We start from the raw sequence: 13,140 nt of genomic DNA on the forward strand, positions 1-13,140 counted from the left end.
GAAGCGCCCCGGGTTCAGTGGAGGCTGAGTTCTCCCGAGATCGGAGTGTCTCGGGCTGGTTGGTGAGCGTAGTAGTTCTGTTCGTACTCGATCGGCGGCATGTTGCCGATCATGGAGTGCAGCCGCTGGGTGTTGAACCAATGCACCCAGCTCGCGGTGGCCAGCTCGAGATCCTCGACCGCACGGATCGGTCCGTCACGGCGGATGCACTCGGTCTTGTAGAGCCCGATCACCGACTCGGCCAGGGCGTTGTCGTAGCTGTCACCGACCGAGCCGATCGAGGCGATCGCGCCGGCCTCGGCGAGGCGGTTGCCGTATCGGATAGCGCAGTACTGGCTGCCTGCATCGCTGTGATGGATCAACCCGTCCAGGCGCCCGTCGGTCGTCTGACCTGCGCTGTCACGGGTCCACAACGCCATTTCCAGAGCGTCGAGCGGGAGCTCGGTTGGCATCGAGGAAGCGCAACGCCATCCGACGATGCGTCGGGAGAACACGTCGGAGACGAACGCGGTGAACACCATCCCCGACCAGGTCGGCACGTATGTCGACGACGGGCTCAGACTGACCCCCTAGCGTCGGCTTGGGATTGACCCCCTCTGCACGACGCTGAGGGGGTGTTGTCGGTGGAGGACTGGGCCGAGATCCGTCGTCTGCATCGGGCCGAGGGTGTCCCGATCAAGGAGATCGCCCGCCGGCTGGGGGTGGCCCGCAACACGGTGCGCTCCGCGTTGCGGGCGCCGGGCCCGCCGAAGCGGGAACGGGGCCCGCGGGGATCGCTGGCGGATGCGGTCGAGCCGCAGGTGCGGGCATTGCTGGCGCAGTTCCCACGCATGCCGGCCACGGTGATCGCAGAGCGGATCGGGTGGGAGCACTCGCTGACCGTGCTCAAGGACCGGATCCGCCAGATCCGCCCCGAGTATGTCGGGATCGACCCGGTCGACCGGGTCGCCTACGCACCGGGCGAGATCACCCAGTGCGACCTGTGGTTCCCCGAGACCACGATCCCCGTCGGCCCAGGCTAGGAACGGGTCCTACCGGTGCTGGTGATGACGCTGGGCTACTCGCGGTTCTTGTCCGCGACGATGATCCCCTCGCGCCAGGCCGGGGACATCCTGTCCGGGATGTGGCAGCTGATCAGCGACGTCGGGCGGGTGACCCGCACGCTGGTCTGGGACCGGGAGTCTGCGATCGGCGGGACCGGGCGGGTCTCGGCACCGGCCGCTGCGTTCGCCGGCACTCTGGCCACCCGGATCCGGCTTGCCCCACCGCGGGATCCGGAGTTCAAGGGGCTGGTCGAACGCAACAACGGCTACTTCGAGACCTCGTTCCTGCCCGGACGTCGCTTCGCCTCCCCAGCCGACTTCAACCACCAGATCGACGACTGGCTGGCCCGGGCCAACACCCGCACCGTCCGAGCGATCGGCGGCCGCCCGGTGGACGTGCTCGCCCACGACTACGCGGCGATGACTCCGCTGCCGCCGCTGGACCCGCCGATCGGGCTGGCCCAGCGGATCCGGCTGGCACGGGACTACTACGTCCGCGTCGATGCCAACGACTACTCCGTGGATCCGCAGATGATCGGCCGGTTCGTCGATGTCGCCGCCTCACCGCGCGAGGTCGTCGTCTACTGCGCCGGCCAGGTCGTCGCCCGTCACGACCGCAGCTGGGCCCGCCACGCGGTGATCACCGACCCGGCGCACCAGCACACCGCCGCGGCGATGCGCCGCGCCCTGGCCCACGACCGCAACACCCGACAGGCCGCAGCACGCCGTCACCTCGACGGCCACCCGGTGACCCTGCGCGCACTGCCCGACTACGACGCCCTGTTCGGTGTCGACTTCGTCTCCACTGCCGAGGAAGCGAGCAGCTCATGACAACCACACCACCGAAGATCACCACCGACCCCGCTGGGAGCTCGGGGCCGGCCGGTCCGGTGCTGGCCGCGGTCCCCGACGGACTGCCGGCGATGATCGCCTACCTGACCCGGGTCCTGAAGACCCCGACCATCGCGGCCAGCTGGGAACAGCTTGCCGCCCAGGCCCGTGAGGAGAACTGGTCGCACGAGGAGTATCTGGGCGCGCTGCTGCAGCGCCAGGTCGCCGACCGCGAGTCCAAGGGCACGGTCATGCGGATCCGCACCGCGCACTTCCCCCAGGTCAAGACCTTGGAGGACTTCAACCTCGACCATCTGCCCTCGCTGCGCCGCGACATCCTGGCCCACCTGGCCACGAGCACGTTCGTCGCCAAGTGCGAGAACGTGATCCTGCTCGGCCCGCCCGGGATCGGGAAGACCCACCTCGCGATCGGGCTCGGCGTCAAAGCCGCCCACGCCGGCTACTCGGTCCTGTTCGACACCGCCAGCAACTGGATCACCAGACTCGCCGCCGCGCACCAGAGCGGCCGGCTCGAGGCCGAGCTGAAGAAGATCCGCCGCTACAAACTGATCATCATCGACGAGGTCGGCTACATCCCGTTCGACCAGGACGCAGCGAACCTGTTCTTCCAGCTCATCGCTTCCCGCTATGAACAAGGCAGCGTCATGGTCACCAGCAATCTGCCCTTCGGCCGCTGGGGCGAGACCTTCTCCGACGACGTCGTCGCCGCAGCCATGATCGACCGCCTCGTCCACCACGCCGAAGTCCTGACCCTGTCCGGGGACTCCTACCGCACCCGCGCCCGACGCGAGCTCCTGGCCAAACACAACCGCGCCAGCAACGACTGACCATCACCACACCACGCCGGGGGTCAGTTCCAATCCGTCGCTACGGGGTCACTCCCAACCCGCCGTTGACAACCGCGGCCAGAATGTTCATGGTCGCCCCTCGCACCGCCCGAAAGTGGGCTGACCGCTACCGCGCCGAGGGCCCGCCCGGGATGGTCGACCGCAGCTCCCGACCACGGTCGATGCCGGCCAAGACCCCGCCGAGGCTGGTGAAGCAGATCGTGCGACTGCGGTGGCACCACCGACTCGGACCAGTACAGATCGGCGGCCGACTCGCTCTCGCCGCCTCGACCGTGCACGCGGTCCTGCGCCGCTGCCGGATCAACCGGCTCTCCCACATCGACCGGGTCACCGGCGAGCCCCTACGCCGCTACGAACACCCACACCCCGGCTCGTTGATCCACGTCGACGTCACCAAGTTCGGCAACATCCCCGACGGAGGCGGACACCGCTTCGTCGGACGCCGACAAGGCGCCCTGAACAAGCGGTCCACTCCCGGACTGCCCAGGGGAACCGACTACAAGCCGCGCACCGGCAGAGCGTTCGTCCACACCGTCATCGACGACCACTCCCGCGTCGCCTACGCCGAGATCCACAGCGACGAGAAAGCCGACACCGCCACCGGTGTGCTACGCCGGGCCGTGGACTGGTTGAACGCCCGCGGCGTGACCGTCGAACGGGTCCTGTCCGACAACGGCAGCTGCTACCGCTCACACGCCTGGCGTGACACCTGCAGCGAACTGGGCATCACCCACAAGCGAACCCGGCCCTACCGGCCTCAGACCAACGGCAAGATCGAACGTTTCCACCGCACCCTCGCCGACGGGTGGGCATACGCCCGCTTCCACCCCTGCGAAACGGCTCGGCGAGACGCGCTCCCCGGCTGGCTGCACTTCTACAATCACCACCGGCCCCACAGCGCAACCAACGGCCTACCGCCGATCAGTCGCCTGACCAACCTGCCTGGACATCACACCTAGACAGCTCCACTTCACAACCGGGGGTCCTCGCCTGTCTCAGCGACAGGCCGTCATCAGCTCAACCTGGAACAACGTCCATGGACATCACACCTAGGAGCTCCGTGAGCACTCCCGGCGCCATTCAGCTGGACGTCCACCTCACCGAATCCGATGCCGACACCGCGCTGCGGTCCGACGTGACGCGCGGGCTCGCCGCGTCGCCGAAGGAACTGCCGCCGAAGTGGTTCTACGACGCCCGGGGATCCGAGCTGTTCGAGCGGATCACCGAGCTGCCCGAGTACTACCCCTTCCGCACCGAGCGGGCCCTGCTCGCCGACTCCGTGGACGACATCGCCCGCTCCTCGGGCGCCGACACCGTCGTCGAGCTGGGGTCGGGGTCCTCGACCAAGACCCGGCTGCTGCTCGACGCGTTCGCCCGTGCCGGGACGCTGCGCCGCTACGTCCCGCAGGACGTCAGCGAGTCCGCCCTGCGCGGCGCCATCGACGAGCTCCACCGGGACTACCCGGAGCTGGAGCTGCACGGCGTGGTCGGCGACTTCACCCGTGACCTGGACCGGCTGCCCGGTGCCGAGCCTGGCGGGAAGCGGATGATCGCCTTCCTCGGCGGCACCATCGGCAACCTCATGCCCGGCCCGCGCCACGACTTCCTGCGACACGTCCGCTCGGTCCTGCGGCCCGGTGAGCAGCTGCTGCTCGGCACCGGCCTGGCCACCGACCCGGCCGTGATGGTCCCCGCCTACGACGACGCCGCCGGGGTCACCGCGGAGTTCAACCGCAACGTGCTGCGCGTGCTCAACCGCGAGCTCGGCGCGACCTTCGACGTCGACGCGTTCGATCACGTCGCGGTGTGGGACGCGGAGAACTCGTGGATCGAGATGCGGTTGCGCGCCACCCGCGACATGCGGGTCCGGATCGCCGACCTCCACCTCGACGTCGCGTTCGCCGCGGGGGAGGAGCTCGCCACCGAGATCTCGGCGAAGTTCACCCCGCCGACGGTCGACGCGTTCGCCGCCGCGGCCGGGTTCGCGACGACGGGCCGCTGGGTCGACCCCGACGCGCGGTTCGCGCTGACCCTGTTCACCGCCGCCTGAACTCCGGCGGTGCTGCGCCGGCCGGGCGCAGCACCGCCGACGGCGTGGTCCCGGTCTCCCGGCGGAACACCGCGACGAACGCCGAGGGCGTCGCGTAGCCGACGTGCCGGGCGACCACGCCGACCGGGCCGCCCGCGGCCAGCTGCTCCGGTGCGACCCGCATCCGCAGCAGCGTCCGCCACCGGCCAGGGCCCACCACGTCTCGGCGCGGAACAGCCGGGACAGGGTGGGTTCACTCGCGCCCACGGCCCGGCCCCCACACCGCGACCTCCGCGCGGCGCGTCTGCCGCTCCCGCTGAACCCGGGGCCGGTTCACACGGGTTGTTCCGCCGAGATCGGATCGAGGACGGAGTCGAGGTGGGCGGGCACCTGCGCGAGAGCATCGACACGAGCCTCCGCGTCCAGCCGAGCCGGACCGTAGGTGACGAAGGGTGGCACGACGTCGTAGCCGACGAACTCGAACATCCCCCGGTGGACGTGGAACAGGAACGCGTCGAGGTCACCGAACCCGTCCGCTGCGCCGGGGCGGAACGCGGACTCGTCACCTCCCGTCGTCAGTAGCACCATGGCCTTCTTTCCGCGCATGGCCCCGTTGCCGAGGATTCCGTGCTCGCCACCGAACAGCGCGCCCATGACGAACACCCGGTCGACCCAGCCCTTCAGGATCGCGGGCATCGAGAACCACCACAGCGGGAAGGACAGGACCAGCAGGTCTGCCTGCTGGAGCAGCTCCAGATGGCTTCCGACCGGTTCGGACACCGCTCCGCCGCTGACCTGACGCATCTGCTCGACCTGCGGCTTGAAGTAGCCGGAGCCGCTCGCGAACTGGGTCCGCGACAGCGTCGGGTCCCACCCGCGTAGAGGTCGATGGTGTCGACGGCGACACCACGAGAACGCAGATGTTCTGCGGCCGCGGCAGCCTGCGCGGTCGAGAAGGAATCCGGCTCGGGATGGGCGTGGACGATCAGGGCGCGACGGACGGAGGACGCCGTGGGGGACGTGGACATGGAGACATCATATCGACAATCGTCGAAGTATCGATCAGATGTGATCCTTGAGACGGGCCAGTAGCTCCTCGACACCCGCGTCGGCCCGTCTGTAGTGGGTCCACTTGCCGACCCGTGTCGACCGGACGAGGCCCACCCGTTCCAACGTGGTCATGTACGTGGAGATCGTCGACTGGGACAAGCCGGTCTTCGATGCGAGATGCGTGACGCAGACCCCAGCCATCGCCCGGTCCGCCATCGGCTCGTACTCGCTGAACGACGCCTCGGGTGTGCGCAGCCACTCCATGATCTGCAGGCGTGTGGGATTCCCCAGCGCCTTCAGCACGTCCACCAACGCCACGGTCATCGCGCGATCCTCTCATCGCCCGGTCCGCTCCCGATGAGCAGGATCATCGAGGCTCGGACCCGTCCCACGGCGCATCGGTCAGGCCTGGACGACAGGGCGTCGATGATCATCGCGCAGAACTGGGCAGCCGGGTCGGGAGACACACCCCAGGTGTGGCAGCAGGGCCGCGACCAGCGGCTCGATCGCGAGCACGCACGACGCGGGCCGGTCGATCGGGCGGCGGCCGGTCACAGGTGGATCCCGCGCATCGCCGCCGTCCCGGTGGCGGCCGTGATGTGTGTGACCCCGGCCGGCAGCCACAGCGCCCGTCCGGGGGCCGAGGACCCAGCCGGTGTCGGCGACGCTGACCCGCAGGACCTCGCTCGGCAGCCCCACGACTCCCGGCCACCGCAGCCTGCGCCCGGCGTCGCGGACCTGGCGATGAACGTGCTGCACCGCCGGATCTGCCGTTCCGACCCTCTGGTCCGACCGGATGCACGGGACGACGCTGCTGCCCTGGGCCACCCGCGACGTCGACGTGACCGGTGAGGTCCTGGAGATCCGGCGGGGACTGCCCGGATGCGCGGTCGTTCCGGTTCCGGGCCGGCCGCCGCTAGGGTCGGCCCATGAGCACCGACTGGCGCCACGACGGCGTCCGGGTCATCCCCGGCGACATGCTCGACGACAACACCCCGCAGACCCCCGGCATGCACCGCGCCGCCGCCGTCACCGGGGACCGGGTCGGCGCGCAGCGGTTGTGGGCGGGCACGGTGACCATCCACCCCGGCGCCCGCACCGGGGCGCACCACCACGGGGAGCTGGAGAGCGTCATCTACGTCGTGCGCGGCCGGGCCCGCATGAAGTGGGGCGAGAACCTGGAGTTCACCGCCGAGGCCGGGCCGGGCGGGTTCATCTTCGTGCCTCCGTGGGTGCCGCACCAGGAGATCAACGCCCTCGACGACGAGCCGCTGGAGTGCTTGCTGACCCGCTCCGGTCAGGAGCCGGTCGTGGTGAACCTCGACATCACCGGGGTCGAGCAGCCCGAGCACGTGCCGTGGATCGACCCGCTGCACCGGTCCTGAGCAGGCAGACGACCAGCGTCAGCGCCAGCAGGGTGCCCAGGACGAGGTCGACCACCGGCCACGCCCGCTCCGACGGGTCGATCCCCAGGGTGTAGACGGCCAGCGGGTCCACCAGACGTCCGCGGTAGGCGAGCAGCGTCGCCGGACCCAGCGCGAGCAGCAGCCCGGCGACGCGGCCCGTGGTGGCCGCTGCCCCCGGAAGGCGGCGCTCCCACAGCGTCGAGACCGAGAGCAGCGCCAGACCCGCGAGGATCAGTGGGAGCCAGGCTCGCCACAGCCCGACCGGCAGCACCGGGACCGCCGTCCCGTGCCGGAGGACCAGACCCGGCACCTGCTGGGCGACCAGCAGCACGGCGGCGGCGCCGGCGACGGCCGGGGTGGCCCGGGACGGCCGGTCGGGCGGCTGTCCCGACGGCTGGCCGGACGACTGCTCGGACGGCTGGCCGGACGACACGGCACTCACGGCGGGCGACGATACGGGCCGTCGCCGCGCGTCGGGTGTGACCGTGCCCGAGGGGCTCCCGGGGGTTGTGCGTGCCCCGCCGTCGCAGGACCGCCCGGGGGTACCCCGGCACACGTCCGGTCTCATCCCGTCGGAGCGATCCGCCGGCGTGCCCGTGGGCCGGGAAGGGGCAGACCGAGGTTCTCGCGCAGGGTCGTGCCGGTGTAGTCGTCGGCGACGATCCCGCGGTGGCGCAGCTCGTGGAGCAGGCCGTCCACGACGAACTCGTGCTGCCGGGGGTCGGCCAGACCCTGCAGCGAGATGACGTCGAGGACGCCGGCCCGGAACCGCTCCTCGACGGCGTCGGCGAGCTGTTCGGGGGTGCCCGCCGCAGCCCAGTGCCCGGTGTCCTGTGCCGCGATCACCAGCTCGCGCAGGGTGTACCCCTCCCGGACGTAGCGGGCGAAGATGTCGACCCGCCCGCGGCGCCGGTGCACCGACCGGATGTCGGGCAGCAGGGACTCCGGGATCGGCGCGTCGAGCGGCAGCTCGGCCAGTGCGGTGGGCTCGATCCCCCCGAGCATGTCGGCCACCTGCGCGCGGCCGCGGTCGAAGTCGATCGCCTCCCGCCGCTCGCGCACCGTCCGCAGGGCCTCCTCCTCGGTGGCGCCGTAGGTGGCGTGGAAGGAGCTGAAGATCAGGGGGAGCCCGCCGGGCCGCCCGAGCCTGCTGGCCTCGGCGCGGATCGCGCGGGTGAAGTCCAGGGCGATGTCCAGGGTGGGCAGCGAGGTGAAGACCACCTCGGCGTAGCGCGCGCCGAGCGCCCGGCCCGCCTCGGACTGCCCGGCCTGCATCTGTACCGGGCGCCCCTGCGGCAGCGGGGGGATGTTGAGCGGGCCCGCCACGTCGAAGAACCGGCCGGCGTGGTCGATCGGGTGCACCCGATCGGGGTGCAGCACCGCCCGCCCGTCCGACCCCCGGGTGAGCGCGTCGGCGTCCCAGCTGTCCCACAGCGCGTTGACGACCTCGAGGGTCTCGGCGGCGCGGGCGTACCGGTCCTCGGGGTCGGGCAGCCCACCGGGTCCGAAGTTCTCCTCGCCGAGCGAGGACGTGACCAGGTTCCAGGCCGCCCGCCCGTTCGACACGTGGTCGAGCGTGCCGAACAGTCGGGCCAGGTTGTACGGGTGGTGGAACGTCGTGGAGACCGTCGCGATGAGCCCGATGCGCGAGGTCACCTGGCTCAGCGCGGACACGAACACGAGCGGCTCCTGGGACCCGATCGCACCCTGGGCGCCGAAGCGGAGCAGGTCCGCGGTGAACAGGGCGTCGATCCGGGCGGACTCGGCGAGCTCGGCGACCCGTACCGCGGTGTCCAGGGTGGACCGCTCGGGGTCCAGGGCGAGGTCGTAGGTCTCAGCGACGCCGCCCGCTCCGGTCACCGTGCGGAGCATGCGGGGTGGACGAGCGCTCACCGCGACCTCCGGATCCCGTGGGGCCGGATGCGGGAGGAGGCACCGGCGCCGTACGCCGGGGGCACGGCACCCGGCAGCGTGGGGGCGGGCCGCGTCGGCCGGTCGGTACCGGTGGTGGGCACCAGGGCCCCGCGGGATGTGGCGGGCATGAGGATCCTTCGGTCGTGCGGTCGGGAGACGGGTTGTGGTCAGCCCCGACAGCACGCCCCCGAGGTCCGCACGAAGTCCACGTGGCGACGCCGGACGGCGACGAACATGCGGTCGTCCCTCGCGCTGGGCGCTACCACCCGCACCCGCGGCCGGACGGTGCCGTCGCCTCGCCGAGCCGATCTCTGCCGGCCCGCCCCGGGCGGGCCGGCAGACCCGACACAACCCGGGTGGTGCGCCGGTGTCAAGGCGGATCAGGCACTTGCGCCGGCCGCCTGCGGGGCGGGATCCGAGGGCGAGGACCGACCGAGGACCGGGGTCTCCGCCCCCGGAACCCGGAACCCGGCAGCGGGGCCGCCGCCCGCTGCGGACCGGGTCAGGGACGGCGTCGGGCGACGAGCTGCTGGATCGCCCGGACGACCTGGTCGGGAGCCTCCTCCGGGACGAAGTGGCCGGCACCGGCCACCCGGACGTCGAGGACGTCGGCCGCGTCACCGACGAGGGGACGCACGGCCGCCGCCATGTCGGGGATCGAACCCTGGTCGCTGGAGATCGCCGACACCGGCACATCGATCTTCCGTGCGGCCGCGAGCTCGCGGTTGCGACTCGCCGACTCCGGCACGGACCGGTAGTAGGCGAGGATCGCCTGCACCCCGTCCGCCGCGGCGAACAGGCGTGCGTACCGGTCGATCTCGGCATCGGAGAACACGTCGGGCGACGCGGCCTTGTGGGTCAGGAACCAGGCCACGTACTCCCGCTCGTGCCCGCTGATGAGCGTCTCGGGGAGATCGGGCACGAGGTGGAAGGCGAAGTGCGCGAGCTTGTAGGCGCTCGCGGGGTCGAGGGCCACGCTGGTGGGCAGGCTGACGCCGGGGATCCCGGCGTCGAGCAGTGCCAGGCCGAGCAGCTCGGGCCCGCCGGACGCGGTCGGGGTGTCGAGGGCATAGGTGGTGGCGACCCATGCCCCGACGTCGTGGGCGACGAGCCAGTGCTCGCCGACCCCGAGGAGTTCGACGGCCCGCCGCACGAGGCGCGCCACGCTGAGGGTGTCGTAGCCGTCGGCGGGCCGGTCGGAGTGCCCCTGCCCGGGAAGGTCCAGGGCCACGACCCGGTGGGTCGCGGCGAGGGCGGGCATGACCCGGTGCCAGGCCCACCAGGTCTGCGGCACGCCGGCGAGGAGCACCACCGCGGGTGCCTCCGGGACGCCACCGTCGACGGCGTGCAGCGTCACACCGTCGACGTCGACCATGTGGTGGGTGAAGCCGTCGAGGACGTCGAACGGCACGTCGACCTCGCGGTGAGCGGATGCGGTCATCATGCTCTCCTCTCTGGGGAGCCGAGCGTAGGACAGGTACCGCCCGCCTCCACCGTGGCCGTGGTCGTTCTCCCCGGGCCGGGGCGCCGTGTGCCGGCGCGGCTGCCGCGGCGTGCCGCACCCGGTAGCGTCGTGGCCGATGCGGCGGCGGACGGACGAGCAGGCGGCCGCCCCGGTTGCGGCCGGGGCCCGCGACTCCGGGGCAACCCCGGGGTGCACCGACACGATGCAGCACGGCGTCCCGCGCGCGGACGGCACGACAGTGCTGCCTGCGGCGCGCGGCGGACGGCGAACACCGGTCGACCCCCGCCGCCGCATCACCCAGCGTTGCGGCCCCGCCGTGCCGTCCGGCCCCGCTGTGGTGCCCGGCCCCGCTGTGGTGCCCGGCCCCGCTGTGGTGCCCGGCCCCGCTGTGGTGCCCGGCCCCGCTGTGGTGCCCGGCCCCGCTGTGGTGCCCGGCCCCGCTGTGGTGCCGGGCCTCGCCGTGCCGTCCGATCCTGCGGTGCGGGACCGCTCGACGGTGCGGGGCCGCTGATGGCACCGCACCCGGCGGCGATCGCCGCGGCCGCCTGCGCCGGCCGTGGAGCACGGACCCGCTGACCGAGCGGCTCGCCGGGCTCGGCGGCTGGTCGGGACCCGAGGAGCTGGCGGGCGTCGTGGGCGCGCTCGTCGCCCGCCGGCGCCGAGCCCCGCGCGGTTCCTCGGCCGGTGTCGAGGCCGAGGTCACCGCCCTCCTGGCGGGGCCGCGCCGGCACCGCCGGGTCGAGCAGCCCGACCCGGTGTGGCGCCTGCCGGTGCCCCGCTGGGCGGATCTGTCCGCCCTGGCCACCGCCCTGCACCTCGACGACGGCGAGCTCGCCTGGTTCGCCGACCCCGGCGGCTGGCTGCGGCACGCCCCCGACGGCCCGCTGACCCACTACCGGCGGCACTGGACACCGTCGCGCTCCGGGACACCCCGGCTGATCGAGGCACCCGCCCCGCGGCTCGCTGAGCTGCAGCGCCGGATCCGGCGGAGGGTGCTCGACCGGATCCCGGTGCACCCGGCCGCGCACGGCCACGTCCGGGGGCGGAGCCCGCACACCCTCGCCGCGGAGCACCGGGCCCGGCCGATGGTGCTGCGCCTGGACCTGGAGGGCTTCTACTCCCACGTGACCGGCGGCCGGCTCGCCGGACTGCTGCGGGTCGCGGGCTACCCGCCCGCCGTCGCCGCCACCATCGCCGGCCTGCTCGTGACCGCCACCCCGCCCGAGGTGCTGCGCACCTGCCCGTACCGCGGCGATCCCGCCGCGCGACGACGGATGCTCGACCGCCTCGCCGCACCGCACCTGCCCCAGGGCGCGCCGTCGTCGCCGACGGTGGCGAACCTGCTCACCTACGGACTGGACCGGCGGCTGAGCGGACTGGCGACCGCGGTCGGCGCCGCCTACGGCCGCTACGCCGACGACCTGGTGTTCTCCGGCGACGCCGGGCTGCCGGTGCACGGCCTGACGCGGCGGGTGGCGGCGATCGCCGCGGAGGTAGGCTTCCGCATCCGCCCGGACAAGACCCGGATCATGCCCGCGCACCACCGGCAGCGCGTCGTGGGCCTGATCGTCAACGGCGATGCCCCGGCCGTCTCGCGGCGCGACCACGACGAGCTGCGCGCGATCCTGCACAACGCCGCCCGCACCGGCCCCGACGCGCAGAACCGGGCCGGGCACCCGGCGTTCCGCGAGCACCTGCTGGGCCGGATCGCGTGGATGGGTCACGGACGTCCGGCGCGGGCGGCCCGGCTGCGGGAGCTGTTCGACCGCATCAGCTGGTGAACCGCCGCGGAAGGGGACACGGCGGGCGCCGGGAGAGCGCGACGGCTACGGTGACGGCCGTGAGCAGTCCGGAGTCGAACACGCGGTAGCCACCGGTCCCACCGGTGGCGGCGACCTCCCTTGCCCGCACCCGGTGACGCGGCCGGACCGATGTCCGCTCCCGGCCCGTCACCCACGGAGTTGCACCGTGCTGCTCGTCGTCCTCGCCTGCGCCGTCACCGCGCTGGCCACCTCGGAGTTCATGCTCGCCGGGCTCGTCCCGGACATCGCCGCCGACCTCGGCGTCACCCCGCTCGCCGCCGGGTCCCTGACCTCGGCGTTCGCCGTGGGGATGGTCCTCGGCGCCCCGCTCACAGCGCTGGCCGCACGCCGGCTGCCGCCGCGGCTCGCGCTGTGCGGGTTCCTGGCCGCCTTCGTCGCCGCCACGTCGCCGGGGCGCTGACCCCCGGCCTGGGGATCCTGCTGGTCACCCGGGTGCTCGCCGCGCTGTGCACCGCCGGGTTCCTCGCCGTCGCCCTGTCGGTCGCGGTCGCGGCGGTGCCACCGGAGCGTACGGCCCGGGCGACCGCGACCCTGCTGTCCGGCACGACCGTCGCCCTCGTCGCCGGTGTCCCGGCCGGGACGCTGGTGGGGCAGGCGTTCGGCTGGCGTGCGACGTTCTGGGTGGTCGCGGCGGTGGCCGCCGTCGCGCTGGCCGGGGTCGTCGCCGGCGCTCGGTGCCCTGGTGAACGGCTCGACGTTCGCCGCGTACA

General features: G+C 72.7%; 13 protein-coding genes and 3 pseudogenes. 9 read left to right on the top strand and 7 right to left on the bottom strand.

Annotated elements, in window-relative coordinates:
• Positions 1-14: 14 nt before the first annotated feature.
• Positions 15-545, bottom strand: a pseudogene (locus tag XF36_RS09100) (integrase core domain-containing protein); the annotation flags it as partial.
• Positions 546-614: 69 nt separating this feature from the next.
• Between XF36_RS09100 and istA the strand changes: the two are divergent.
• The 4 genes and pseudogenes from istA to egtD all read left to right on the top strand — a co-directional run bounded on the left by istA (position 615) and on the right by egtD (position 4,793).
• A pseudogene (gene istA, locus XF36_RS09105) lies at positions 615-1,874 on the top strand (IS21 family transposase).
• Positions 1,871-2,722: an IS21-like element helper ATPase IstB gene (istB, locus tag XF36_RS09110; protein WP_060713594.1), complete on the top strand. Its 852-nt coding sequence runs from the start codon at positions 1,871-1,873 to the stop codon at positions 2,720-2,722. Before istA ends, istB begins: the two are co-directional and overlap by 4 nt.
• 2 nt (positions 2,723-2,724) lie before the next feature.
• Entirely contained in the window at positions 2,725-3,702 is a 978-nt protein-coding gene (locus XF36_RS09115) for an IS481 family transposase (protein ID WP_414706235.1), read from the top strand.
• A gap of 77 nt (positions 3,703-3,779) precedes the next feature.
• Positions 3,780-4,793, top strand: coding sequence for an L-histidine N(alpha)-methyltransferase (gene egtD, locus XF36_RS09120; protein WP_060711649.1), 1,014 nt, complete (start codon positions 3,780-3,782; stop codon positions 4,791-4,793).
• Here egtD and XF36_RS09125 read toward each other — a convergent pair.
• The 3 genes from XF36_RS09125 to XF36_RS09135 all read right to left on the bottom strand — a co-directional run bounded on the left by XF36_RS09125 (position 4,780) and on the right by XF36_RS09135 (position 6,146).
• Entirely contained in the window at positions 4,780-4,956 is a 177-nt protein-coding gene (locus tag XF36_RS09125; protein ID WP_082375791.1) for a helix-turn-helix domain-containing protein, read from the bottom strand. The genes egtD and XF36_RS09125 overlap by 14 nt on opposite strands.
• A gap of 149 nt (positions 4,957-5,105) precedes the next feature.
• Positions 5,106-5,633: an NAD(P)H-dependent oxidoreductase gene (locus XF36_RS33195; RefSeq protein WP_238589306.1), complete on the bottom strand. Its 528-nt coding sequence runs from the start codon at positions 5,631-5,633 to the stop codon at positions 5,106-5,108.
• Between the two features lie 201 nt (positions 5,634-5,834).
• On the bottom strand, positions 5,835-6,146 hold the full coding sequence (locus XF36_RS09135) for an ArsR/SmtB family transcription factor (protein WP_060711651.1): 312 nt from the start codon (positions 6,144-6,146) through the stop codon (positions 5,835-5,837).
• A gap of 605 nt (positions 6,147-6,751) precedes the next feature.
• Here XF36_RS09135 and XF36_RS09145 point away from each other — a divergent pair.
• Positions 6,752-7,207 carry a cupin domain-containing protein gene (locus XF36_RS09145; protein WP_060711653.1) on the top strand — a complete coding sequence of 152 codons (456 nt, stop codon included), beginning with the start codon at positions 6,752-6,754 and terminating at the stop codon, positions 7,205-7,207.
• On the opposite strand, the gene XF36_RS09150 is transcribed toward XF36_RS09145, so the two are convergent.
• From XF36_RS09150 to XF36_RS09160, 3 genes are all read right to left on the bottom strand, one after another.
• Complete coding sequence (locus tag XF36_RS09150) at positions 7,149-7,670, bottom strand: hypothetical protein (protein WP_145981316.1); 522 nt, start codon at positions 7,668-7,670, stop codon at positions 7,149-7,151. The genes XF36_RS09145 and XF36_RS09150 overlap by 59 nt on opposite strands.
• Positions 7,671-7,792: 122 nt before the next feature.
• The gene (locus tag XF36_RS09155) at positions 7,793-9,121 is read right to left on the bottom strand and encodes an NtaA/DmoA family FMN-dependent monooxygenase (protein WP_238589191.1); all 1,329 of its coding nucleotides are present in this window, start codon (positions 9,119-9,121) and stop codon (positions 7,793-7,795) included.
• 523 nt (positions 9,122-9,644) lie between these two features.
• Positions 9,645-10,583 carry an alpha/beta fold hydrolase gene (locus tag XF36_RS09160; RefSeq protein WP_060714545.1) on the bottom strand — a complete coding sequence of 313 codons (939 nt, stop codon included), beginning with the start codon at positions 10,581-10,583 and terminating at the stop codon, positions 9,645-9,647.
• 139 nt (positions 10,584-10,722) lie between these two features.
• On the opposite strand from XF36_RS09160, the gene XF36_RS31440 reads away from it, so the two are divergent.
• The 4 genes and pseudogenes from XF36_RS31440 to XF36_RS33910 form a co-directional block, all read left to right on the top strand.
• Positions 10,723-11,118 carry a hypothetical protein gene (locus tag XF36_RS31440; protein ID WP_145981317.1) on the top strand — a complete coding sequence of 132 codons (396 nt, stop codon included), beginning with the start codon at positions 10,723-10,725 and terminating at the stop codon, positions 11,116-11,118.
• 121 nt (positions 11,119-11,239) lie between these two features.
• Positions 11,240-12,388, top strand: a complete 1,149-nt coding sequence (locus XF36_RS09165; RefSeq protein ID WP_082375285.1) for a reverse transcriptase family protein — start codon at positions 11,240-11,242, stop codon at positions 12,386-12,388.
• Positions 12,389-12,575: 187 nt separating this feature from the next.
• A complete protein-coding gene (locus XF36_RS33905) occupies positions 12,576-12,830 on the top strand; it encodes a hypothetical protein (RefSeq protein ID WP_064485402.1) in 255 nt (84 codons plus the stop codon).
• Positions 12,831-12,862: 32 nt separating this feature from the next.
• Positions 12,863-13,024, top strand: a pseudogene (locus XF36_RS33910) (Cmx/CmrA family chloramphenicol efflux MFS transporter); the annotation flags it as partial.
• Between the last annotated feature and the right edge of the window lie 116 nt (positions 13,025-13,140).

The organism is Pseudonocardia sp. HH130629-09, assembly GCF_001294645.1.
In the GTDB taxonomy this organism is placed as follows: Bacteria; Actinomycetota; Actinomycetes; order Mycobacteriales; family Pseudonocardiaceae; genus Pseudonocardia.

Bases quoted from the DNA above. Each gene is read 5' to 3' on its own strand.
- istB (WP_060713594.1), top strand. From the start codon at position 1,871: ATGACAACCACACCACCGAAGATCACCACCGACCCCGCTGGGAGCTCG.
- egtD (WP_060711649.1), top strand. From the start codon at position 3,780: ATGGACATCACACCTAGGAGCTCCGTGAGCACTCCCGGCGCCATTCAG.
- XF36_RS09125 (WP_082375791.1), bottom strand. From the start codon at position 4,956: ATGCGGGTCGCACCGGAGCAGCTGGCCGCGGGCGGCCCGGTCGGCGTG.
- XF36_RS09135 (WP_060711651.1), bottom strand. From the start codon at position 6,146: ATGACCGTGGCGTTGGTGGACGTGCTGAAGGCGCTGGGGAATCCCACA.
- XF36_RS09145 (WP_060711653.1), top strand. From the start codon at position 6,752: ATGAGCACCGACTGGCGCCACGACGGCGTCCGGGTCATCCCCGGCGAC.
- XF36_RS09160 (WP_060714545.1), bottom strand. From the start codon at position 10,583: ATGACCGCATCCGCTCACCGCGAGGTCGACGTGCCGTTCGACGTCCTC.
- XF36_RS31440 (WP_145981317.1), top strand. From the start codon at position 10,723: ATGCGGCGGCGGACGGACGAGCAGGCGGCCGCCCCGGTTGCGGCCGGG.